Here is a 21,309-nt window from a genome sequence, read left to right as displayed (position 1 = left end):
GATGACCAGCGTGGCTATCCCTCAAACCCCGGCCGGCGGTTCGCCGTTGCGCAGGTTTTCCAACCTGCTGTATCGCCGACCGAATTTTTACCTGTCGCTGCTGCTGGTGCCGCCGTTGCTGTGGTTCGGCGCGATCTATCTCGGTTCGCTATTGGTGCTGTTGTGGCAAGGCTTCTACACCTTCGATGACTTCACCATGGCAGTCACCCCCGACCTGACCCTGGCGAACTTTGCAGCGCTTTTCCAGCCGTCGAACTTCGACATCATCCTGCGCACGCTGAGCATGGCCGTCGTCGTGTCGATCGCCAGCGCCATCGTCGCGTTTCCGATTGCCTATTACATGGCGCGTTACACCACCGGCAAGACCAAGGCGTTTTTCTACATCGCGGTGATGATGCCGATGTGGGCCAGTTACATCGTCAAGGCGTATGCCTGGACCTTGCTGCTGGCCAAGGGCGGCGTCGCGCAGTGGTTTGTTCAGCACTTGGGGCTGGAGCCGGTTTTGCACTTCGTGCTGGGCATTCCCGGCGTCGGCGGCAGCACCTTGTCGACCTCGCACCTGGGCCGTTTCATGGTGTTCGTCTACATCTGGCTGCCGTTCATGATCCTGCCGATCCAGGCTTCGCTGGAACGCCTGCCGCCGTCGCTGCTGCAAGCTTCTGCGGACCTGGGTGCCAAGCCACGCCAGACGTTTATGCAGGTGATTCTGCCGCTGTCGATTCCCGGCATCGCGGCCGGTTCGATCTTCACCTTTTCGCTGACCCTGGGCGACTTCATCGTGCCGCAACTGGTGGGCCCGCCGGGTTACTTCGTTGGCAGCATGGTGTACGCGCAGCAAGGCGCGATCGGCAACATGCCAATGGCCGCGGCCTTCACATTGGTGCCGATTGTGTTGATCGCCATTTACCTGACCATCGTCAAACGACTGGGGGCTTTCGATGCACTCTGAGAAAGCTTCCATTGGGTTAAAAATCGCCGCCTGGGGCGGGTTGGTGTTCTTGCACTTCCCGATCCTGATCATCTTCCTTTACGCCTTCAACACTGAAGAAGCCGCGTTCAGCTTTCCACCCAAGGGCTACACCCTGCATTGGTTCAGCGTGGCGTTTTCTCGGCCCGATGTACTGGAAGCAATCAAGCTGTCGGCCGAAATCGCCGCCATCGCGACACTGATTGCGATGGTCCTTGGCACCCTCGCGTCGGCGGCGTTGTACCGGCGGGATTTCTTCGGCAAGCAAGGCATCTCGCTGATGCTGATCCTGCCGATTGCGTTGCCCGGGATCATCACCGGGATCGCGTTGCTGGCGACGTTCAAGACATTGGGGATCGAACCGGGGATGTTCACCATCATCGTCGGCCACGCGACCTTCTGTGTGGTGATCGTCTACAACAACGTCATTGCCCGTTTGCGCCGCACTTCGCACAGTTTGATCGAGGCCTCGATGGACCTCGGTGCCGATGGCTGGCAGACCTTCCGCTACATCGTCCTGCCGAACCTCGGCTCGGCGCTGCTGGCCGGCGGCATGCTCGCCTTTGCGCTGTCGTTCGACGAAATCATCGTTACCACCTTCACCGCCGGCCATGAACGCACCCTGCCGCTGTGGCTGCTCAACCAGCTCAGCCGCCCACGGGACGTGCCGGTGACCAACGTCGTCGCGATGCTGGTGATGATGGTGACCATGCTGCCGATTCTCGGCGCCTATTACCTGACGCGGGGCGGTGAAAGCGTGGCGGGTAGCGGCGGAAAATAACCGAATGACCACTGAAGGAACCGAATCTCTGTAGGAGTGAGCCTGCTCGCGATAGCGGTCTTATAGTCGACATCACTGTTGAATGACAGTCAGTCATCGCGAGCAGGCTCACTCCTACATTTAGAGCCGGTTCAGACAGAAAAATAAAAGTGCTAGTGAGGAAACGCCATGCAAACCAAACTCTTGATCAATGGCCAACTGATCGACGGCGACGGCCCCGCCCAACCGGTGTTCAACCCGGCCCTCGGTCGTGTGCTGGTGGAAATCAACGAAGCCAGCGAAGCTCAGGTCGATGCCGCCGTGCGCGCCGCCGATGCCGCGTTCGACAGCTGGGCGCAAACCCCGCCGAAAGAGCGCTCGCTGCTGCTGCTTAAACTCGCCGACGTCATCGAAGCCCACGGCGAAGAGCTGGCCAAACTGGAATCGGACAACTGCGGCAAACCCTACAGCGCCGCACTGAACGACGAGATCCCGGCGATTGCCGACGTGTTCCGTTTCTTCGCCGGCGCCAGCCGTTGCATGAGCGGTTCGGCGGGCGGCGAATACTTGCCCGGCCATACCTCGATGATCCGCCGCGATCCAGTCGGCGTGATCGCCTCCATCGCGCCGTGGAACTACCCGCTGATGATGGTCGCCTGGAAAATCGCCCCGGCCCTCGCTGCGGGGAATACCGTGGTGCTCAAGCCATCGGAACAAACCCCGCTGACTGCGCTGCGCCTGGCAGAACTGGCGTCGGAAATCTTCCCGGCCGGCGTGCTCAACCTCGTCTTCGGCCGTGGTCCTACCGTCGGCAGCCCTCTGGTCACGCACCCGAAAGTGCGCATGGTCTCGTTGACCGGCTCGATCGCCACCGGGTCGAACATCATTTCCAGCACCGCCGATAGCGTCAAACGCATGCACATGGAACTGGGCGGCAAAGCCCCGGTGATCATCTTCGATGACGCCGATATCGACGCTGCTGTTGAAGGCATTCGCACCTTCGGCTTCTACAACGCCGGGCAGGATTGCACCGCAGCTTGCCGCATCTATGCGCAGGCAGGCGTCTACGAAAAATTCGTCGAGAAACTTGGCGAGGCGGTCAGCAGCATCAAGTATGGGTTGCAGGATGATCCGTCGACCGAACTGGGTCCGTTGATCACTGCGCAGCACCGTGACCGTGTGGCCGGGTTTGTCGAGCGTGCCGTGGCGCAATCGCATATCCGCTTGATCACCGGCGGTAAGGCAGTGGAGGGCAATGGGTTTTTCTTCGAGCCCACTGTACTGGCAGATGCTCAGCAGGATGACGAGATCGTTCGTCGCGAAGTGTTCGGGCCGGTGGTGTCGGTAACCAAGTTCATCGACGAAGCCCAGGTGCTGGGTTGGGCCAACGATTCGGATTACGGCCTGGCGTCGTCGGTCTGGACCTCGGACGTCGGTCGCGCGCATCGCTTGTCTGCCCGCTTGCAATACGGCTGCACCTGGGTGAATACGCACTTCATGCTGGTCAGCGAAATGCCCCATGGCGGTCAGAAATTGTCCGGCTACGGGAAGGACATGTCCATGTACGGGTTGGAGGACTACACCGTCGTTCGGCATGTGATGTTCAAGCACTAAAAAATCGCGAGCAGGCTCGCTCCCACAGGTTCACCGCAGTACCTGTAGGAGCGAGGCTTGCCCGCGAAGGCATCACCTCGGTTTCAAGGAGAAACAGCAACACGCACCACCAGGGTTCAACGCCAGAAAACCAAAACAATAACCACCGATCCGGGCAGCGCCTCCACGGCCCCGCCACGGTTTCGGACATCCGAAATCTGCCGATTTTCCGGAGCTGACACACCATGAGTACACCCGAACTATCCCCATCCGTTGCCGACAGCGACGCCGAGCAACTACGCAAGTTGGGTTACACCTCGAACTTCAACCGCAGCATGAGCCTGTGGGAAAACTTCGCCCTGGGCTTCACTTACCTCTCTCCGGTCGTAGGGGTTTATACCCTCTTCGGCCTGTGCCTGGCCGCCGGTGGGCCACCGATGTTCTGGGCCTATTTGCTGGTCGGTTGCGGCCAGTTGCTGGTGTGCCTGATCTTCGGTGAAGTGGTCTCTCAATTCCCGATTTCCGGCGGCGTGTACCCATGGGCTCGTCGCTTGGTGGGCAAGCGCTGGGCGTGGATGGTCGGCTGGATCTACTCCATCGCCCTGTGCGTGACCATCGCTGCTGTTGCGGTGGGTGCAGGTCCGTACCTGGCCGCGATGATGGGCTTTGAACCGAGCAACAACACCAACATTGTCATCGCTCTGTTCCTGACGCTGTTCGCCACCCTGGTCAACCTCAGCGGCACCAAAATGCTCGCGCGGATCGCCATGTTCGGCTTCCTCTGCGAACTGGTCGGTGCGGTAATCGTCGGCGTTTATCTGCTGATCTTCGAGCGTCACCAGTCGATCAGCGTGTTATTCAACACCTTCGATATCAGCATCGACGGCTCGTACCTGCCGGCCTTCCTCACCGCCTCGCTGGCGGGGATGTTCCTGTACTACGGCTTCGAGGCCTGCGGCGATGTCGCCGAAGAAACCCCGAACCCGAGCAAGCAGATCCCGGTGGCCATGCGCATGACCATCTACATCGGCGGCATCGCAGCAATGTTCGCCTGCCTGGCGCTGATCCTCGCCGTGCCGGACATGCAAGCCGTGATCAACGGCACCGACAAAGACCCGGTCTCCACCATCCTCAACAACGCCTTCGGCCCGGTCGGCTCGAAAGTGGTGATGGGCGTGGTCATGATCTCCTTCATCTCCTGCGTCATCAGCCTGCAAGCGGCGGCGAGTCGTCTGCTGTACTCCTACGCCCGAGATGAAATGGTCATCGGCAGTTCACTGCTGAAGAAGATTTCTCCTACGACCCAAGTGCCGGTGGCCGCGCTATTCGTGTCCGGCGTCCTGCCGGCGCTGATCATCATCCTCGGCTTCTTCCTGCAAGATGCGGTGGCAACCATCGTCAGCTTCGCGGCAATCGGCATCTACCTGGCATTTCAGATGATCGTGCTCGCCGCGCTTTACGCACGCCTGAAAGGCTGGAAACCGAGCGGCAAATTCACCCTCGGCGGATGGGGTTGGGCGGTGAACATCGGCGCGCTGGTTTATGGTGTCGGCGCGATCATCAACATGGCCTGGCCGCGTACACCGGATGCGGCGTGGTACATCAACTATGCGATGGTGTTGAGTACGGCGATCGTGATTGGGTTGGGGTTGTTGTACATGTGGTTGGCCAAGCCGTATGACCACGGGACTGCGCCTGCGGGGGATGCGTGGAAGGTTAGTCGGTAATAGCCATTGTCCAGCCCGCAGCGATGCCGGCTGGACGCTTGGTGTTAGATCGGCTGAGGTTTGGAGAGGGTTTCGAACTCGTCCATCAGCAGATGGATTTCGGTACTCGGGTTGGGTTCACCGCTGATGGCGACATCCTCGATAATCTTTGGCGCTAAAGCTCTCGCCCTTTGAAATGGCTCACCCAGGAGTTGGGCGAAATAGTTGACGTCTTCGCCATTGGCGTACTTATCCATGTTGGGCTTCTTTCTGAGGCTCTTGGCTACCAGGTCGCCAGGAGAGCGCTTCCCGACTGCACGAAAAGGCTTTCGATTGAATCCGAAGTGCAGAAGCAGCCAAAACTCAAAGCAAGGATACGAAGCGATGACTTTGATTTTCGGATGCGATCTCGCCAGATTGATAGCTCGCTCAAAACACAAATGCGTATCGCGATCCAATGCACAAAACACCTTGTCGAAGCCTTTTTGACGGGCGATCGCTGTTTCAACAATGCCACTTGGGTGTGTGATGCCGCAGTGGGCAATTTCTACTAGAGCGCTGGCACGAAAATGAAAGGCGGCCTCCTCCAGATATGGTTTCCCTGACTTGCTGTCTTCACAGAGAATCAGCACTTTGGGTTGAGGCTTGAACCGGGGTTCCTTCCGATCAAACAGCCTTATTGAACGCGCCATGATCAACCCCGCCTTATCAACGGTAACCCACGATAACGACCTTCAAAGTAGCGTTTTTCGACGTCTTCTCCTTCCCTGCCTTCAAAATCGTGAACCGAAAAAAGACAGGTTGCACCGTTAGCATCGCGTTCGGTGATCCAGAACTGATCGCGCCGAAGTGCTTTGGTATTCATTAGATGAGTGTCATGGGTGGTAAAGATCAGTTGAGTACTCAGCCCACTGTCCAAGTGTTTTTCAATCAGGCCATCGACTATTGAGGGATGAAGGCTACTGTCCAATTCATCGACAGATAGAATTCCGCTGCCATCGGCGTGATTGATCATGAACCAGGGCAGCCAGAAACCGATCAGGTTTTTTGTACCGCCGGACTCCTCTGAAAAATCGAACTCGGCTTTTCCTAAAAGGCTCGTATGCGTCAGGGTGACTTTGTCTTTTTGGGCCGCCGCAAAGAACTCCTTGAGTGTGAGTTTTTTTGTACGGTGAAAAGATTCTGCGTCTTCGGTGTTGAGGTGAATAGCTGACACCGGGATATCCACTTCCTTTAGAAAGTCTCGCAAGTTGCCAGTGAGATCCGAGGCCATCTGCAGAAATCTGATGGACGCTGCAGACAGCCCCATCATGTTGTTCTGCTCAATAACCAGTAGACCTGATTGAAACCAGCTAAACGGGGCCCGCAACTGGGTCAGCTCTTCGCTACTGTTCGCCACCGCCTGTGAAATAAACAACATTTTGGGGCTCGTCAGCCGCCGCCATGCACCGTGGACTTCTTTACCACCCTCAAGACTTGCCCCAAAAACATATTGCTCACCCTCCTCTACAAAACGACGCTGATACAACAGAGTTTCCTTTCCTTTGGGATATGAAACCAGTTGCTCCTCGATAATCCGCTGAGCCGTCAGTCGTAAAACAAAGCGATATCGGAGCCCGCGTTGAATGAAGTTGTACTCAAAGGAACTGGGTTCGTTTTGAAGTTGCGAGTCAAAACGAAATGGCGAGACCGGTAGTGGTTCATCATTTGAGGAAGGTAATGCGGTGAGCAGCTGTCCGATGATCCCCATCGCCCGGATGAGCGAAGATTTACCGGACGCATTCGGCCCATAGATCGCAGCAACCTTCAACAAATCCGGTAGTTTTTCCCCATTTACGGGCGGCGCGAACAGGTTGCGCTTTTTACTCAAGCGCGGCGTCGCAGCCATGGACAGGGTTTGCCTGTCGCGGAAGGAGCGATAGTTGGAAACAGAAAATTCGATCAGCATGCAGCGAACCCGCAGTTCATTCCTGAAAGCGCAAAAAATAAAGGAAAAAACAGCCGTTCGGCGCAGTCGGGCTGCACTTCACGCAAAAACAGGAAATTCCTACAGACCGAGCCTTCCGTTAGAAGCTCCAATTCCTACAACACGCGGCGCCAGAGTAGACTTGGCGCCGCGAGCGCCTGAACGATAGGCTTGACCTCGTCGCTGCCAAATCAGCGACCCGGAGTCGAAGCCGGGAAATGTCAGAACGGTGCTTACGCGCCCCCATAGAACTGTGGCTGTTTTCTGCCGTTAGTTCTGCATTATGGCGGGCCGTGTGGCGCGGGCCTTTCGGCTTCCGTTTTGACTGGAAGTGTCCCGACTTCGAACGCCACTCGGTTCGCCACCCTACCTGTCGAAGGGTTGGTGGCGACTTTCCTGATCAAAACGGAAGTCACTTCATGTCAGCTCACGCTCAAAATTCGCTTCAAGCTTACTTCACACCAATCGTCTTCACCCGTCACAACCGCTTCCTCCATGCGTTCATTCAGGACAACCAAGCCTGGTTCTGCGTCCAGGACCTCGGTCGCTTGATGGGCCGTCCGCTGGACCAACGTCTCACCCTTAAACTCGATCCCGATCAACGCCGATACGTCTTGTTGATGAAAGACGGCAAAACGGTCGAATCGCTGATGGTCAGCGAATCGGGAATGTATGCCTTGCTGGTCCACCATTTCATCCCGGAAAACCGAAACCTGCGTCAGTGGCTAAGCAACGAAGTCATCCCGAAGCTGCGTGAGTCGAAAGCGGCTGTGGAAAACATTCCAAGCCTGAGTTCATTGCAGTGGGCAGGCATCTCGGTGCCGCTGCTGCATTGGCAGCATCAGGCCTGGATCAAGTGGCGGGACATGCCTGATCTGATGCAGGTACAACGACCGTTCACGATCATGGGCACTTGCAGTTGAAGGCAGGGTGAAAAATGAACAAGGGGCAGACTTCTCAGTCCGCCCCTTGGTTTATCGCTCAAAACCGCGAAACACTCCGCATCGCATCCACCAGATACCGCATCGCAATCCGGTCGCTTTCCGACAACTCGCGGTACCGCTCCAGCAACTTCATTTCGTCCGAATTGAGACGATGCCTTCGCCGCCCGGTCGCCAGGCAGGGAAAGATTCCTAACATTTCGGTGATGCCTTGTACTTTCGTCATGGACGACGTCCTTCTATAAGACCGAGAAAACTTCAAAACCGCATCGCCCTATCCTTTTATTAGTCGCCGGCCTGAAGGGCAGAAACCGGCCATGAACACAGAATAGGAACATTCCCGGCGCTGAAAAGCGGTTTTTAGAGTAACTAGTCAAAAAAAGCAGAAATGCCCTATAAATCAGAAAGTACTGTCGGAAAACTTCACCGACATTTCTTGTTTCATTGCCGCATCATCAAATTGCTACCAATCATTTTTTCTCTGCAACCGAACGGTTTAAGCTATTTGGCATCTCTTTAAGGTCCGTTGCGTTTGGCCAAGGTATGTCCGAACCGATATTTTTGATCCAGCACGTGCCAGGAACGGCGCGGGATTGTTCACGACAGGTTGTACTTATGCATCGCAGGAATTTGCTCAAAGCGTCCATGGCCATTGCTGCCTACACCGGTTTGTCGGCCACTGGCCTGCTGGCCTCACGTGCCTGGGCGGGCAATGGCACCGCTGATGGCGACGCCCAGGCGTTCGATTTCGAAGCGCTGAAGATTCAGGCCAAGCAACTCGCTGGCAATCGCTATCAGGACACCAAGCAGGTGCTGCCGCCGACGCTGGCGACCATGACGCCACAGAATTTCAACGCGATCCGCTATGACGGCAACCACTCGCTGTGGAAAGACTTGAACGGTCAGCTGGACGTGCAGTTTTTCCACGTCGGCATGGGCTTCAAGCAGCCGGTGCGCATGTACAGCGTCGATCCCAAGACCCGCCAGGCCCGTGAAGTGCATTTCCGCCCTTCCCTGTTCAACTATGAAAAAACCACCGTCGACACCAAGCAGCTCACCGGCGACCTGGGGTTTTCCGGGTTCAAGCTGTTCAAGGCCCCGGAACTGGACAGGCACGATGTGTTGTCCTTCCTCGGCGCCAGTTATTTCCGCGCAGTAGACGCCACTGGCCAGTACGGTCTGTCGGCACGCGGGCTGGCGGTCGATACCTACGCGAAGAAGCGTGAGGAGTTCCCGGACTTCACCAAGTTCTGGTTCGAGACGCCGGGCAAGGACAGCACCCGCTTCGTGGTCTACGCGCTGCTGGATTCGCCGAGCGCCACTGGCGCGTACCGCTTTGACATCGATTGCCAGGCCGAACGCGTGGTCATGGAGATTGATGCCCACATCAACGCGCGCACCGCCATCGAACAACTGGGCATCGCACCGATGACCAGCATGTTCAGCTGCGGCACCCACGAGCGCCGCATGTGCGACACCATTCACCCGCAAATCCACGACTCCGACCGACTGGCCATGTGGCGCGGTAACGGCGAGTGGATCTGCCGCCCGCTGAACAACCCGGCGACCCTGCAGTTCAACGCCTTCGCCGACACCGACCCGAAAGGTTTCGGCCTGGTGCAGACCGATCACGAGTTCGCCAATTATCAGGACACTGTCGACTGGTACAGCAAGCGTCCAAGCCTGTGGGTAGAACCTACGACCGCGTGGGGCGAAGGCTCTATCGACCTGTTGGAAATTCCTACAACCGGCGAAACCCTCGATAACATCGTTGCGTTCTGGACCCCGAAAAAACCGGTCGCGGCCGGAGACTCCCTGAACTACGGCTACAAGCTCTACTGGAGCGCCCTGCCACCGGTGAGTACGCCTCTGGCGCGGGTCAATGCGACCCGTTCGGGCATGGGCGGCTTTATCGAAGGCTGGGCACCGGGCGAGCATTACCCGGAAGTCTGGGCACGACGCTTTGCCGTGGACTTCACCGGTGGCGGTCTGGACCGCTTACCGGAGGGCGCGGGGATCGAGCCGGTGGTGACGTGCTCGAATGGGCAGGTGAAAGACTTCAACGTGCTGGTGCTGGATGACATCAAAGGCTATCGGATTACTTTCGATTGGTACCCGACCAACGACAGCGTGGCGCCGGTTGAGCTGCGGTTGTTCATTCGCACCAATGACCGGACGTTGAGTGAGACCTGGTTGTACCAGTATTTCCCGCCGGCGCCGGATAAGCGTAAGTACACCTGATAGTAAAAGGTTGTCTGGGCGGGCCTCTTCGCGGGCAAGCCTCGCTCCTACCAGAGCATGCGATCAACTGTAGGAGCGAGGCTTGCCCGCGAAGACGGCCTGACAGTCCACAAACATCCCGGCCCAGAAACGCAAAAGCCCCAATCAACTCGATCGGGGCTTTTTGCTTTTACAGCCGCATTCAGTCGCGCAAATCAGACTCATGAATCGGCTGATCCCGATGGGTCGCCCGTTGATACTGCGCAGGCCAGACGGCCTTGCGACCACCCAAATCATCATCTGCATGCAACGGCCAATATGGATCGCGCAACAGCTCCCGCGCGAGGAAAATGATGTCCGCCTGGCAGGTGCGCAAAATGTGCTCGGCCTGGGCCGGTTCGGTAATCATTCCGACCGTGCCGGTGGCGATGCCTGACTCCTTGCGCACCCGTTCGGCGAACCGGGTCTGATAGCCCGGACCTGTAGGAATCTCCGCGTTGGCTGCGGTACCGCCCGACGAGACATCAATCAGGTCCACACCCAGATCTTTCAGGCGCCGCGCCAGCTCCACCGTTTCATCCGGGTTCCAGCCGTCTTCCACCCAATCGGTGGCCGACACTCGCACAAACACAGGCAGCTCCTCAGGCCAGACTGCACGCACCGCTTCGGTGACTTGCAGCACCAGCCGGATCCGGTTCTCGAAAGAGCCGCCATATTGATCGCGTCGCTGATTGCTCAATGGCGAAAGAAACTGATGCAGCAGGTAACCGTGAGCAGCGTGCACTTCGACCACTTTGAAACCGGCCGTCAGCGCTCGCTTGGCTGAGGCGACAAAGGCCTGAATAACTTCGGCGATCTCGCTTTCATCAAGCTGCTTCGGATGGGTGTGCTGCGGGTCGAAAGCAATCGGCGAAGGCCCTACAGGCACCCAGCCGCCGTCTTCGGGTTTGACGCTGCCATGCTTGCCGATCCACGGCCGATGGGTGCTGGCCTTGCGCCCGGCGTGGGCCAGTTGAATGCCCGCCACGGCGCCCTGAGCGGCAATGAAGCGCGTGATGCGTTGCAGGGGTTCGATTTGTTCATCATTCCACAAGCCGAGGTCCTCGGCGGTAATGCGCCCGTCGGCCGTGACCGCCGTGGCTTCGGTAAAAATCAGGCCGGCTCCGCCGACGGCGCGGCTGCCGAGGTGGACCAGGTGCCAGTCATTGGCCAGCCCATCGACGCTGGAGTACTGGCACATCGGTGACACGGCAATGCGGTTGAGCAGGGTCAATTGACGAAGGGTATAGGGTTCAAGCAGCAGACTCATGGGGCACCTCTCGAATCAGTGGGCAGGCTCCAGGGTTCTGTTTGAAAAGTCGACGAGTGACAGGAAAAAGGCGCAGCACCCGCCCCCGCGGGCAAAAATTGGACGAGACGTCACAAGGATTATCAAGCAGTGCTTAGAGCCTAGTCGACATCGGGGGATGAGGGAGGGTTCCGAGGGATTGGCTGTCAGAAAGATCGTTTTCGCGGGCAAGCCTCGCTCCTACGGATCACTGATACCTGTAGGAGCGAGCGGTGCGACGATTCGACTTGCCCGCGATGGTGTCAACGCGGTTCGATGTGGGCAATCATCAACTGAACGGTCTCGTTCCCGCGAAACTCGTTGAGGTCGAGTTTGTAGGCCAGTTCCACCCATTTGATGGTCGGGTTCGGCCAGATGTCGCGATCGATGCCGAAGGCAATGCCATCAAGCTTCACCGAGCCACATTCACTTTTGAGCACCACTTTGAGGTGCCGCTCGCCGACCACGCGCTGTTCAACCAACTGAAACACGCCATGAAACAAAGGCTCAGGGAAGTGCTGCCCCCAAGGTCCGGCATGGCGCAGGGCACGGGCCAGTTCGAGATGGAATTCTTCGACCGCCAAAACCCCGTCCGACAACAGACGCCCGGTCAGGTCTTCTTCGCGCAATTGCCTGCGCACTTCTGCGTCAAAGGCCTCGGCGAACAGCGGAAAATTCGCTTCCGGCAAGGTCAAACCGGCCGCCATGGCGTGGCCGCCGTACTTGCTGATCAGGTTCGGATGCTGCGCGGCCACCACGCTCAGGGCGTCACGGATGTGGAAACCCTGAACCGAACGCCCCGAGCCCTTGAGCAAACCATCACCGGCATCGGCAAAGGCAATGGTCGGACGGAAATAACGCTCTTTCATACGCGAAGCGAGGATGCCGATGACCCCCTGGTGCCACTCGGGATCAAACAGGCACAAGCCGAACGGCATCGACTCGACCGGCAAATCCTTGAGCTGAGCCAGCGCTTCACGCTGCATGCCCTGCTCGATGGACTTGCGGTCCTGGTTCATACCGTCGAGCTGCACGGCCATTTCCCGCGCCAAGCCTACGTCGTCGGTGATCAGGCATTCGATGCCCAGGCTCATGTCATCCAGGCGCCCCGCCGCATTCAGGCGCGGGCCGACAATGAAGCCCAGGTCGGTCGAGGTGATGCGCGCCGGCTCACGCTTGGCGACTTCGAGAATCGCCTTGATGCCCGGACGGGCGCGGCCGGCGCGAATCCGCTCCAGGCCTTGGTGCACCAGAATCCGATTGTTGGCATCCAGCGGCACAACGTCGGCAACACTGCCCAGCGCCACCAGGTCCAGCAACTCGCCGATGTTCGGCTGCGGCGTGTTTGCGTACCAGCCGAGGCTGCGCAAACGCGCGCGCAGGGCCATCAACACATAGAAAATAACCCCGACGCCGGCCAGTGCCTTGCTCGGAAACTCGCAACCGGGCTGGTTCGGATTGACGATAGCATCGGCCAACGGCAGTTCGTCGCCGGGCAAGTGGTGGTCGGTGACCAGCACGTTGAGGCCAGCCTTTTTCGCCGCCGCCACGCCTTCGACGCTGGAAATGCCGTTGTCCACGGTGATCAGCAACTGCGGCGTGCGTGTCAGCGCCACTTCAACGATTTCCGGGGTCAGGCCATAGCCATACTCGAATCGGTTCGGCACCAGATAATCGACATGCGCCGCGCCCAGCAGCCGCAACCCCAGCACGCCCACGGTACTGGCCGTCGCGCCATCGGCGTCGAAGTCGCCGACAATCAGAATCCGCTGGCGCTGTTCCAACGCCGTGACCAGCAAATCCACCGCCGCATCCATGCCTTTGAGCTGCTGGAACGGAATCAGCCGCGCCAGGCTCTTGTCCAGTTCCGCCTCGGATTGCACGCCCCGCGCCGCGTAAAGACGCGTCAGCAGCGGCGGCAGATCACCGAGGAATGGCAGGGTGTCGGGCAACAGGCGAGGTTCGATGCGCATGGGGTGACAGGTGCTTCTCTTGAATACGTAGGATAAAACCGGATAACGCGGATGAACGGCGAAAAATCAGCCGCGTTCGCCGCTCAGCCACTGCAACTGGACTTCGTGCTGACCCCGGTCGTCGGTGACGAAAATCGTCCCTTCGCTGATCATCACGTCCCACTTGATAACACGGGGCATGTCCTTGGCGAGGGTTTCCAACACTTCCTGAGGCACGGCTGCGATGTGCACGTTTTTCAGGTTCTTGATCGCCGGGATCACCTTGGTTTCCCAGACGCGCAGACTGCCGTAGGCCAACAAGCTGGTGCGCTCGGTACGGCGCGAGCACCAGGTCAGACGATCGGCGTCTGGCTGGCCGACTTCGATCCAGTGCAGGACACGGTCATCCAGGCTCTTTTCCCACAGGGCGGGTTCATCCACGTCTGACAGACCGCGACCGAACGACAGCTGCTCGTTGTACCAGAAGGCGTAGGCCAGCAGCCGCACGGTCATGCGCTCTTCGGTTTCCGAAGGGTGACGGGCGATGGTCTGCTTCACGCTCTCGTAGACGCTGCGGTCGAGGTCGGTGAGGTTCAGTTCAAACTTGTAGGTCGTGGACGGCTGGGCCATGAACGGGCTTCTTGATACGAGGAAAGGCGGCAAGTCTAACCGATGCAGTAGTCAATCAACGAATAGAAGGCGAGGAACCTTGCTCGTCTGACGTTGGGCTATGTTAAAAGGCTATATCCGCTCAGCCTTTGTCCTACAGGATCCAGTATGCCGTTCACCGCCAAACCGCTCTCAGGTCTGAAAGTCATCGAATTGGGCACCTTGATCGCCGGGCCGTTTGCCTCGCGCATTTGCGGTGAGTTCGGCGCCGAAGTGATCAAGATCGAATCCCCCGACGGCGGTGATCCGCTGCGCAAATGGCGAAAACTCTACGAAGGCACCTCGCTGTGGTGGTTCGTGCAGGCGCGCAACAAAAAGTCCCTGACCCTGAACCTGAAACACCCGGATGGCCTCGCGATTCTGAAAAAACTGCTGAGCGAAGCGGACATCCTGATCGAGAACTTTCGCCCTGGCGTGTTGGAAAAGCTCGGCCTGGGCTGGGACGTCCTGCACGCCCTCAACCCGAAACTGGTAATGGTGCGGCTGTCGGGGTTCGGTCAGACCGGGCCGATGAAAGATCAACCTGGTTTTGGTGCCGTCGGTGAATCCATGGGCGGCCTGCGCTACATCACCGGTTTCGAGGACCGGCCACCGGTGCGCACCGGGATTTCCATCGGCGACTCGATTGCCGCGCTGTGGGGTGTGATTGGCGCGCTGATGGCGTTGCGTCATCGCGAGGTCAACGGTGGCCAGGGCCAAGTGGTGGACGTGGCGCTGTATGAAGCGATTTTCGCCATGATGGAAAGCATGGTCCCGGAGTTCGATGTATTCGGTTTCATCCGTGAACGCACCGGCAATATCATGCCGGGCATTACGCCCTCCTCGATCCACACCAGCGCCGACGGCAAGCACGTGCAGATCGGCGCCAATGGCGATGCAATCTTCAAACGCTTCATGCTGGTCATCGGTCGTGAAGACCTGGCCAACGACCCAGTGCTGTCCAGCAACGACGGACGCGACAGCCGCCGTGACGAGATTTACGGGGTGATCGATCGCTGGGTCAATTCGCTGCCGCTGGACACCGTGCTGGCGCAGCTGAATCAGGCCGATGTGCCCGTCAGCCGGATCTTCAGCGCCGAAGACATGTTCAGTGATCCGCAGTATCTGGCCCGGGAAATGTTCCTGCAGGCCAAGCTGCCGGATGGTAAAGACTTCAAGATGCCGGGGATTGTGCCGAAACTCTCTGATACACCCGGCGATTGCGAATGGGTCGGGCCACAACTGGGTGAGCACAACGCACAGGTACTCCAGGAACTTGGCTATGACGCGTCGCAGATTGCACAACTGCGCAAAGACGGAGCCATCTAAGCTGAGGCGCCGGCTAGCGCAGTCCATCAGATTCTGCCTGGCGCATGGCGGGCGGGTAGTGCGCGCGTTGCTGGTTACGCTTCTGCTCGCCGGGCTGGCACCATCCGCGATGGCGCAACCCAAGGAAACGCTGATCTGGCTGATGCGTGATTTGCCGCCATTGACGATCTTCGAAGGACCGAAAAAACGCCAGGGCGTTATCGACCAACTGTTGCCGCTGTTGATCGCCGGCATGCCGCAATACGAACACACGCTGATGCGGGTCAATCGCGCTCGCGGCTTGCAAATGCTCCACGAGCCCTCCCTCACGTGCGACGCGGCGCTGAACAAAAGCAAGGAGCGCGAGCGCTGGATTGCGTTTTCCATTCCGGTTTTTCGGGCGATGAGTAATGGTGTGGCGGTTCGGCGCGTGGATCGTGAGACGCTGACACCCTTTATCCAGGACGGTGAACTGGACTTGGCCGCCCTGCTCGCCAGTGGCCGCGAGAAGCTGGGCATCATCGCCGAGCGCAACTATGGTGAGTACCTCGACGCACTGCTCAAGCAAGCGCCGCCCGACGCGCTGACGCTGCACTACGGCAACGACGCCTTGGGCAGTCTCCTGCAAATGCAACGTCTGGGACGATTGCGCCTGCTACTGGGCTATCGCCCGGAAATCCGTTACCAGGCCCAGCAGCAGGGAATCGCGGAGGATGAGCTGCAGTTTTACCCGATTCGTGGAGCGGAAAAATTCTTGTCCGGTTACATCGGCTGTACCGACACACCCAAGGGCCGGCAAGCGATCGTCGAGATCAATCAGCTGCTGCGCAAACTGCCCCGCGACCAGTTGAGCGAGGCTTACGCCGCGTGGCTCGACCCGGAAAGTCGCAGTGCTTACCTCGAAGAATCCCGAGTGTTCTTCGAGCGTCAGGCGCAGCCGTGACAAATCGCAGGCAAAAGAAACCCCGAGAAGTGGGGAGACGACTCGGGGTTAAACGTGGCCTACATAACGACCAGTGGCAGCAAGCTACAAGCACCGGAGCACAATGCTTGATCCTGCTGTTACATGGTCTGACGACCTGAGTGCAGGAAGGTTCCCACAAAAGAACAATTCAATTTCGACTGGCCAGGACCTTATCCTGAGCCGCATTGCGCAGCGCCGCGATGACGCAGGGTTCCAGCCGTCCTTCGGCAATCAGTACGTCGCGGTGCAAGCCGTCGACGACATCCGTCAGCAGACGGTAATCGGTTAACTGGGCTTGATTGAACGCCCGTTCGACCACGATCGCGCCGGCCGCATTCTTCAGTGTCACCAGGCATTCGCCATGGGCGCCCGACGGGGTCAGCGTGACCTGATACGGGCTCAGAGCCTCACCGAGCAATAGACTGATACTTTCCATCTCGATCACCACTCAATAGTCCGAAAACAAAGTGCCTTGGGGCGTGTTCACAATAAATGACCACTGGCCCGAGAAGAAAGTTCTGGATTCCAGGTGCAGACGCGTCGGCGTCCCTGGTCGATAGAGCATGCACGGCAAAGATGACAGGGAAAAAACAGCCGATTCACAGTTGCCTTGTCCGGTGGCCGATATCAGTCCATCCCCCCAGCAACCCTCGCAATTGGCCATCGGCGCTGTAAAACGGCACCGTCCACTGGTAGATGTCCCGGACACCGTTGTTGAACAGCAATTGACGTTCACTGAAGCGTGGCTTTCGAGTCTCCATCTGCGCCATGAATTCAGCATGCAGCAGCGCTGCGGTTTCCGCCGGCAGCACTTCGAGCTCAACCAGCTGTCGCCCCTGAACCTGGTCAAGACGGGTGCCGAGGCTCTCCTCATAACTTTTGTTGCACATGATCAAACGCCCTTGCAGATCACGGACAAACATCGGATCGGGCATGGCGTCAATCAACGCATGCTGGAAAGCAAGCTGATCGCCGAGTCCCTTCTCAGCGTCTACGCGTTGCTTGATCAGCGCCGCGAGCCTGCGGTTCCAGAGCAAGGAAAGCAGTCCGAACAGGCTGACGATAAACATGCCCCAGCATACCCAGTGAGTCATCTGCCGCCAGCGAGAAGGTGACTCGACGGGAGCGATACCGTTGAGCCATTTCAGGCGAATGGCACGCAAGTCGGCCGCAGGAAAGGCCTCCAGCGCCTTGTTGAGAATGCTCAGCAACGGCGACTGACCTTTGCGTACCGCAAGGTGATCGGCCTCCCATTTGCCCTCCAAACCGCGCCCGACCTTGAGCTGCCCCAACGGATAGAGCTGCGCTCCGATTTCATTTTCGATGGTGGCAAAGGCTTCACCACTTTCAACCAGCGCCCTGGCTTCAGCGTAAGTCTTGACCGTACGCAACTCGATCGCCGGGTAGTCGCGGCGAATCGTGCCTTCGAGTGCATGCCGGGCCGGCAACACCAGTACTTTTTTCGCCAACTGCGCCAGATCGTGCACGACCGGTGCGCCTGCCCGTCCGACAAACACCCATCCAGCGCCACCGAATGCATGACTGAAATCCAGGAACGCCTTACGCTCGTCATTCATTGCCAGCGTTGTGCTCATGTCCGCCTCGCCACTTTCCAGACGCCCAAGCAGCTGATCGGTGGAAAACGACTCTTCGTGAACAAACTGCAAGCCCGTCATGGCACTGATGCGATTGAGCAGATCGTTGTTCAGACCGCTCCACTGACCGTGTTCATCCTTGAACAGATAAAGCGGGTATTGCACCGACGAGACGATGACTTGCGGGTGCTCGGCAATCCACTTCAATTCCAGAGCATCCAGTTCGATGGTTGCGCCGACGCCCGCCCCCCTGGACTCGGGCGTCGCCAATTGCGCGGCCGCCCCTTCTTGAACAAAGCCCAGAACGCCGATCAAAAACATCCAGCACACGGCTGGTTTTAACCCTCTGAAAAACAGCATTACCACTTCCTTCGCAATCAACTCGCCCATCCTTTCTGGGGCGAAAACGAGACAAGTGTGGCATGCAGAAATGAGAAAGCCCGTCAGGAGACGGGCTTCAAAATGTGACAGCTTTTACCGGTTACAGAGGCTTGCCGCGGTTGCCATGCTGACTGACAAAGGCCTGCACGGCTTTCAAATCGTTCGGCAACACGGTGCAACGCTCATCTCGCTCAAACAAATCAGAAAGATGTGCAGGTAGTTCGAGCGCTTTTCCTACACCGGCTTTCTCCACTGCTTCCGGGAATTTGACCGGATGGGCCGTACCGAAAATCACCATTGGAATATCCAGGCTACGACGGCATTCGCGCGCAGCCTTCACACCGATAGCGGTGTGCGGATCCAGCAGTTCGCCGGTTTGCTCGTAGACTTCGGCAATGGTTTCGCAGGTTTGGGCGTCATCCACGGCCAGGGAATCGAACAGTTTGCGGGCTTCGGTCCAGCGTTCCTGTTCGACGCTGAAACCGCCACCTTGCTTGAAGTTGTCCATCAAACCGGCAATCGCTGCGCCGTTGCGACCGTGCAGGTCGAACAGCAGACGCTCGAAGTTCGACGACACCATGATGTCCATCGACGGCGACAGCGTGGCGTGCAGGGTTTCCTTGACGTACTGGTTGCCGCTCATGAAGCGGTGCAGGATGTCGTTGCGGTTGGTGGCGACGATCAACTGATTGATCGGCAGGCCCATGTTGCGCGCCAGGTAACCGGCGAAGATGTCGCCGAAGTTGCCCGTCGGCACCGAGAACGACACCGAACGCGCCGGGCCGCCCAACTGCAGGGCTGCGTGGAAGTAGTAGACGATCTGGGCCATGATCCGCGCCCAGTTGATCGAGTTCACCGCCACCAGACGCGTGCCCTTGAGGAAGCTCTGGTCGGCGAAGCTGGCCTTGACCATTTCCTGGCAGTCATCGAAGTTGCCTTCAATGGCGATGTTGTGGATGTTCTCGCCGAAAAGAGTGGTCATCTGCCGACGCTGCACTTCGGACACGCGGTTGTGCGGGTGCAGGATGAAGATGTCGACGTTTTCGCAGTGCTTGCAGCCTTCGATGGCGGCCGAACCGGTATCACCGGAGGTGGCGCCGACGATGACCACGCGCTCGCCACGTTTTTCCAGCACATAGTCGAGCAAACGACCAAGCAGCTGCAGAGCGAAGTCCTTGAACGCCAGGGTCGGGCCGTGGAACAGCTCCAGCACCCATTCGTTGCCATTCAGCTGACGCAACGGTGCCACGGCGCTATGCGAGAACACACCGTAGGTTTCTTCAAGGATCTTTTTGAAATCGGCGTCAGGGATGCTGCCGGTGACGAACGGGCGCATCACCCGGAAGGCCAGCTCGTGATACGGCAGGCCAGCCCAGGAAGCGATTTCTTCCTGGGTGAAACGTGGCAGGTTTTCCGGGACGTACAGACCGCCGTCGGTGGCAAGACCGGCCAGCAGGACATCTTCGAAATTCAGGGCCGGTGCCTGGCCGCGGGTACTGATATAACGCATGACTGGCTCCAATAGACAGTGTTCGCAAACCCGGGCCCGCACGCAGGCCCGGTGAACGATAACGGCTTAGTTCAGGTGCTCGACGCGGATCCGAACGACCGGACCGACCACACCTGCCAGGGCTTCCAGCGCGGCGATCGCGTCGTTCATGTGCTGCTCCAGTACACGGTGGGTCAGCAGGATCATCGGCACCAGACCGTCATGCTCTTCGACTTCTTTCTGCATGATCGATTCGATGTTGATGCCACGCTCCGACAGGATGCTCGCGACCTGGGCCAGTACGCCCGGATGGTCTTTCGCCTGAATGCGCAGGTAGTAAGCGCTTTCGCAGGCCTCGATCGGCAGGATCGGGTGCGCCGACAGTGAATCCGGCTGGAAGGCCAGGTGCGGCACACGGTTTTCCGGGTCGGAGGTCATGGCGCGAACCACGTCCACCAGGTCGGCGATCACCGACGAAGCGGTCGGTTCCATGCCGGCGCCCGCGCCGTAGAACAGGGTCGAACCGGCCGCATCACCGTTGACCATCACCGCGTTCATCACGCCGTTGACGTTGGCGATCAGGCGATCGGCCGGAATCAGCGTCGGGTGCACGCGCAACTCAATCCCGGACGCGGTGCTGCGAGCGACGCCGAGGTGCTTGATGCGATAGCCCAGCGCTTCGGCGTAGTTCACGTCAGCGGTGGTCAGCTTGGTGATGCCTTCGGTGTAAGCCTTGTCGAACTGCAGCGGAATGCCAAAGGCGATGGAGGCCAGGATCGTCAGCTTGTGGGCCGCGTCGATGCCTTCAACGTCGAAGGTCGGATCGGCTTCGGCGTAACCCAGGGCTTGCGCCTCGGCGAGTACGTCTTCGAAGGTGCGACCTTTCTCACGCATTTCGGTGAGGATGAAGTTGCCGGTGCCGTTGATGATCCCGGCAACCCAGTTGATGCGGTTGGCGGACAGGCCTTCACGGATCGCCTTGATCACCGGAATGCCACCGGCCACAGCCGCTTCGAACGCCACGATCACGCCTTTCTCGCGTGCCTTGGCGAAAATCTCATTACCGTGAACGGCGATCAGTGCCTTGTTCGCGGTGACCACATGCTTGCCATTCTCGATGGCCTTGAGTACCAGCTCGCGGGCAACGGTGTAGCCGCCCATCAGCTCTATAACGATGTCGATCTCAGGGTTCGTGGCCACTTCGAAGACATCGTTGGTAATCGCAATACCGGTCGTTTGGAACTGAGGCTTTGGCGTGCGCATGGCAATTTGTGCCACTTCGATTCCACGCCCGGCACGACGAGCAATTTCCTCGGCGTTGCGCTGAAGTACGTTGAAGGTACCGCCACCGACGGTCCCTAACCCACAGATGCCTACTTTGACCGGTTTCACTGTGAACTCCCCATAAAACGGCCGACTCAAGGCCGGCCGTGAAAACAGCCGCATACTCGCGGCTCTCTATTAATGGCCCGGCAAATGGTGCCGCCGGACC

Annotated in this window: 18 protein-coding genes; 8 read left to right on the top strand and 10 right to left on the bottom strand. The window is 58.6% G+C overall.

Annotated features, from left to right (window positions below):
- Nucleotide 1 precedes the first annotated feature (1 nt).
- The 4 genes from ACA051_RS05415 (at nt 2) to ACA051_RS05400 (ending at nt 5,047) form a co-directional block, all read left to right on the top strand.
- Nucleotides 2–949 (top strand): ABC transporter permease, encoded by a 948-nt coding sequence (locus ACA051_RS05415; protein WP_497308327.1) that lies wholly within the window; start codon nt 2–4, stop codon nt 947–949.
- Complete coding sequence (locus ACA051_RS05410; protein ID WP_497308325.1) at nt 939–1,748, top strand: ABC transporter permease; 810 nt, start codon at nt 939–941, stop codon at nt 1,746–1,748. The genes ACA051_RS05415 and ACA051_RS05410 overlap by 11 nt, the downstream gene beginning before the upstream one ends.
- 168 nt (nt 1,749–1,916) lie before the next feature.
- Nucleotides 1,917–3,341: a gamma-aminobutyraldehyde dehydrogenase gene (locus tag ACA051_RS05405; RefSeq protein WP_497308324.1), complete on the top strand. Its 1,425-nt coding sequence runs from the start codon at nt 1,917–1,919 to the stop codon at nt 3,339–3,341.
- Between the two features lie 224 nt (nt 3,342–3,565).
- Nucleotides 3,566–5,047, top strand: coding sequence for an APC family permease (locus ACA051_RS05400; protein WP_497308322.1), 1,482 nt, complete (start codon nt 3,566–3,568; stop codon nt 5,045–5,047).
- Between the two features lie 44 nt (nt 5,048–5,091).
- Here ACA051_RS05400 and ACA051_RS05395 read toward each other — a convergent pair whose 3' ends face one another.
- Together ACA051_RS05395 and ACA051_RS05390 are read right to left on the bottom strand one after the other, a co-directional pair.
- Entirely contained in the window at nt 5,092–5,718 is a 627-nt protein-coding gene (locus tag ACA051_RS05395; protein ID WP_497373785.1) for an RloB family protein, read from the bottom strand.
- A 2-nt stretch (nt 5,719–5,720) separates the two neighbouring features.
- Complete coding sequence (locus tag ACA051_RS05390) at nt 5,721–6,974, bottom strand: AAA family ATPase (RefSeq protein WP_497373783.1); 1,254 nt, start codon at nt 6,972–6,974, stop codon at nt 5,721–5,723.
- A gap of 437 nt (nt 6,975–7,411) precedes the next feature.
- Between ACA051_RS05390 and ACA051_RS05385 the strand changes: the two genes are divergently transcribed.
- Nucleotides 7,412–7,915 (top strand): BRO-N domain-containing protein, encoded by a 504-nt coding sequence (locus tag ACA051_RS05385; RefSeq protein WP_497308318.1) that lies wholly within the window; start codon nt 7,412–7,414, stop codon nt 7,913–7,915.
- A 58-nt stretch (nt 7,916–7,973) separates the two neighbouring features.
- Here ACA051_RS05385 and ACA051_RS05380 read toward each other — a convergent pair whose 3' ends face one another.
- Nucleotides 7,974–8,159 (bottom strand): hypothetical protein, encoded by a 186-nt coding sequence (locus tag ACA051_RS05380; RefSeq protein WP_438662641.1) that lies wholly within the window; start codon nt 8,157–8,159, stop codon nt 7,974–7,976.
- Between the two features lie 389 nt (nt 8,160–8,548).
- Here ACA051_RS05380 and ACA051_RS05375 point away from each other — a divergent pair, with 389 nt between their 5' ends.
- Nucleotides 8,549–10,174, top strand: coding sequence for a glucan biosynthesis protein D (locus ACA051_RS05375; protein ID WP_497308316.1), 1,626 nt, complete (start codon nt 8,549–8,551; stop codon nt 10,172–10,174).
- A 181-nt stretch (nt 10,175–10,355) separates the two neighbouring features.
- Here the strand turns inward: ACA051_RS05375 and ACA051_RS05370 are convergent, their stop codons facing one another.
- From ACA051_RS05370 to ACA051_RS05360, 3 genes are all read right to left on the bottom strand, one after another.
- Nucleotides 10,356–11,462: an NADH:flavin oxidoreductase/NADH oxidase gene (locus ACA051_RS05370; RefSeq protein WP_497308314.1), complete on the bottom strand. Its 1,107-nt coding sequence runs from the start codon at nt 11,460–11,462 to the stop codon at nt 10,356–10,358.
- Between the two features lie 281 nt (nt 11,463–11,743).
- Complete coding sequence (gene recJ / locus ACA051_RS05365; protein WP_497373781.1) at nt 11,744–13,453, bottom strand: single-stranded-DNA-specific exonuclease RecJ; 1,710 nt, start codon at nt 13,451–13,453, stop codon at nt 11,744–11,746.
- A gap of 66 nt (nt 13,454–13,519) precedes the next feature.
- Nucleotides 13,520–14,062: a YaeQ family protein gene (locus tag ACA051_RS05360; protein WP_007897614.1), complete on the bottom strand. Its 543-nt coding sequence runs from the start codon at nt 14,060–14,062 to the stop codon at nt 13,520–13,522.
- A gap of 147 nt (nt 14,063–14,209) precedes the next feature.
- On the opposite strand from ACA051_RS05360, the gene ACA051_RS05355 reads away from it, so the two are divergent.
- On the top strand, nt 14,210–15,409 hold the full coding sequence (locus ACA051_RS05355) for a CaiB/BaiF CoA transferase family protein (protein WP_497308310.1): 1,200 nt from the start codon (nt 14,210–14,212) through the stop codon (nt 15,407–15,409).
- Nucleotides 15,363–16,331 (top strand): TIGR02285 family protein, encoded by a 969-nt coding sequence (locus tag ACA051_RS05350; RefSeq protein WP_497308308.1) that lies wholly within the window; start codon nt 15,363–15,365, stop codon nt 16,329–16,331. The genes ACA051_RS05355 and ACA051_RS05350 overlap by 47 nt, the downstream gene beginning before the upstream one ends.
- Before the next feature lie 169 nt (nt 16,332–16,500).
- On the opposite strand, the gene ACA051_RS05345 is transcribed toward ACA051_RS05350, so the two are convergent.
- The 4 genes from ACA051_RS05345 to ACA051_RS05330 all read right to left on the bottom strand — a co-directional run bounded on the left by ACA051_RS05345 (nt 16,501) and on the right by ACA051_RS05330 (nt 21,209).
- Nucleotides 16,501–16,788: a DUF3509 domain-containing protein gene (locus tag ACA051_RS05345; protein WP_497373779.1), complete on the bottom strand. Its 288-nt coding sequence runs from the start codon at nt 16,786–16,788 to the stop codon at nt 16,501–16,503.
- 163 nt (nt 16,789–16,951) lie between these two features.
- On the bottom strand, nt 16,952–18,307 hold the full coding sequence (locus tag ACA051_RS05340; RefSeq protein ID WP_497308304.1) for a transporter substrate-binding domain-containing protein: 1,356 nt from the start codon (nt 18,305–18,307) through the stop codon (nt 16,952–16,954).
- A gap of 121 nt (nt 18,308–18,428) precedes the next feature.
- On the bottom strand, nt 18,429–19,838 hold the full coding sequence (thrC, locus tag ACA051_RS05335; RefSeq protein WP_497373777.1) for a threonine synthase: 1,410 nt from the start codon (nt 19,836–19,838) through the stop codon (nt 18,429–18,431).
- A 66-nt stretch (nt 19,839–19,904) separates the two neighbouring features.
- Nucleotides 19,905–21,209 (bottom strand): homoserine dehydrogenase, encoded by a 1,305-nt coding sequence (locus ACA051_RS05330; RefSeq protein WP_010462982.1) that lies wholly within the window; start codon nt 21,207–21,209, stop codon nt 19,905–19,907.
- Between the last annotated feature and the right edge of the window lie 100 nt (nt 21,210–21,309).

This window comes from Pseudomonas sp. LBUM1669 (assembly GCF_059695705.1).
Note: the sequence above shows the minus strand (reverse complement) of the source record. Positions and strands in the feature narration are given on the sequence as shown.

Excerpts from the sequence above, each read along its gene's own strand:
- ACA051_RS05415 (WP_497308327.1), top strand. The coding sequence starts at position 2 with ATGACCAGCGTGGCTATCCCTCAAACCCCGGCCGGCGGTTCGCCGTTG.
- ACA051_RS05410 (WP_497308325.1), top strand. The coding sequence starts at position 939 with ATGCACTCTGAGAAAGCTTCCATTGGGTTAAAAATCGCCGCCTGGGGC.
- ACA051_RS05405 (WP_497308324.1), top strand. The coding sequence starts at position 1,917 with ATGCAAACCAAACTCTTGATCAATGGCCAACTGATCGACGGCGACGGC.
- ACA051_RS05400 (WP_497308322.1), top strand. The coding sequence starts at position 3,566 with ATGAGTACACCCGAACTATCCCCATCCGTTGCCGACAGCGACGCCGAG.
- ACA051_RS05395 (WP_497373785.1), bottom strand. The coding sequence starts at position 5,718 with ATGGCGCGTTCAATAAGGCTGTTTGATCGGAAGGAACCCCGGTTCAAG.
- ACA051_RS05390 (WP_497373783.1), bottom strand. The coding sequence starts at position 6,974 with ATGCTGATCGAATTTTCTGTTTCCAACTATCGCTCCTTCCGCGACAGG.
- ACA051_RS05385 (WP_497308318.1), top strand. The coding sequence starts at position 7,412 with ATGTCAGCTCACGCTCAAAATTCGCTTCAAGCTTACTTCACACCAATC.
- ACA051_RS05380 (WP_438662641.1), bottom strand. The coding sequence starts at position 8,159 with ATGACGAAAGTACAAGGCATCACCGAAATGTTAGGAATCTTTCCCTGC.
- ACA051_RS05375 (WP_497308316.1), top strand. The coding sequence starts at position 8,549 with ATGCATCGCAGGAATTTGCTCAAAGCGTCCATGGCCATTGCTGCCTAC.
- ACA051_RS05370 (WP_497308314.1), bottom strand. The coding sequence starts at position 11,462 with ATGAGTCTGCTGCTTGAACCCTATACCCTTCGTCAATTGACCCTGCTC.
- recJ (WP_497373781.1), bottom strand. The coding sequence starts at position 13,453 with ATGCGCATCGAACCTCGCCTGTTGCCCGACACCCTGCCATTCCTCGGT.
- ACA051_RS05360 (WP_007897614.1), bottom strand. The coding sequence starts at position 14,062 with ATGGCCCAGCCGTCCACGACCTACAAGTTTGAACTGAACCTCACCGAC.
- ACA051_RS05355 (WP_497308310.1), top strand. The coding sequence starts at position 14,210 with ATGCCGTTCACCGCCAAACCGCTCTCAGGTCTGAAAGTCATCGAATTG.
- ACA051_RS05350 (WP_497308308.1), top strand. The coding sequence starts at position 15,363 with ATGACGCGTCGCAGATTGCACAACTGCGCAAAGACGGAGCCATCTAAG.
- ACA051_RS05345 (WP_497373779.1), bottom strand. The coding sequence starts at position 16,788 with ATGGAAAGTATCAGTCTATTGCTCGGTGAGGCTCTGAGCCCGTATCAG.
- ACA051_RS05340 (WP_497308304.1), bottom strand. The coding sequence starts at position 18,307 with ATGCTGTTTTTCAGAGGGTTAAAACCAGCCGTGTGCTGGATGTTTTTG.
- thrC (WP_497373777.1), bottom strand. The coding sequence starts at position 19,838 with ATGCGTTATATCAGTACCCGCGGCCAGGCACCGGCCCTGAATTTCGAA.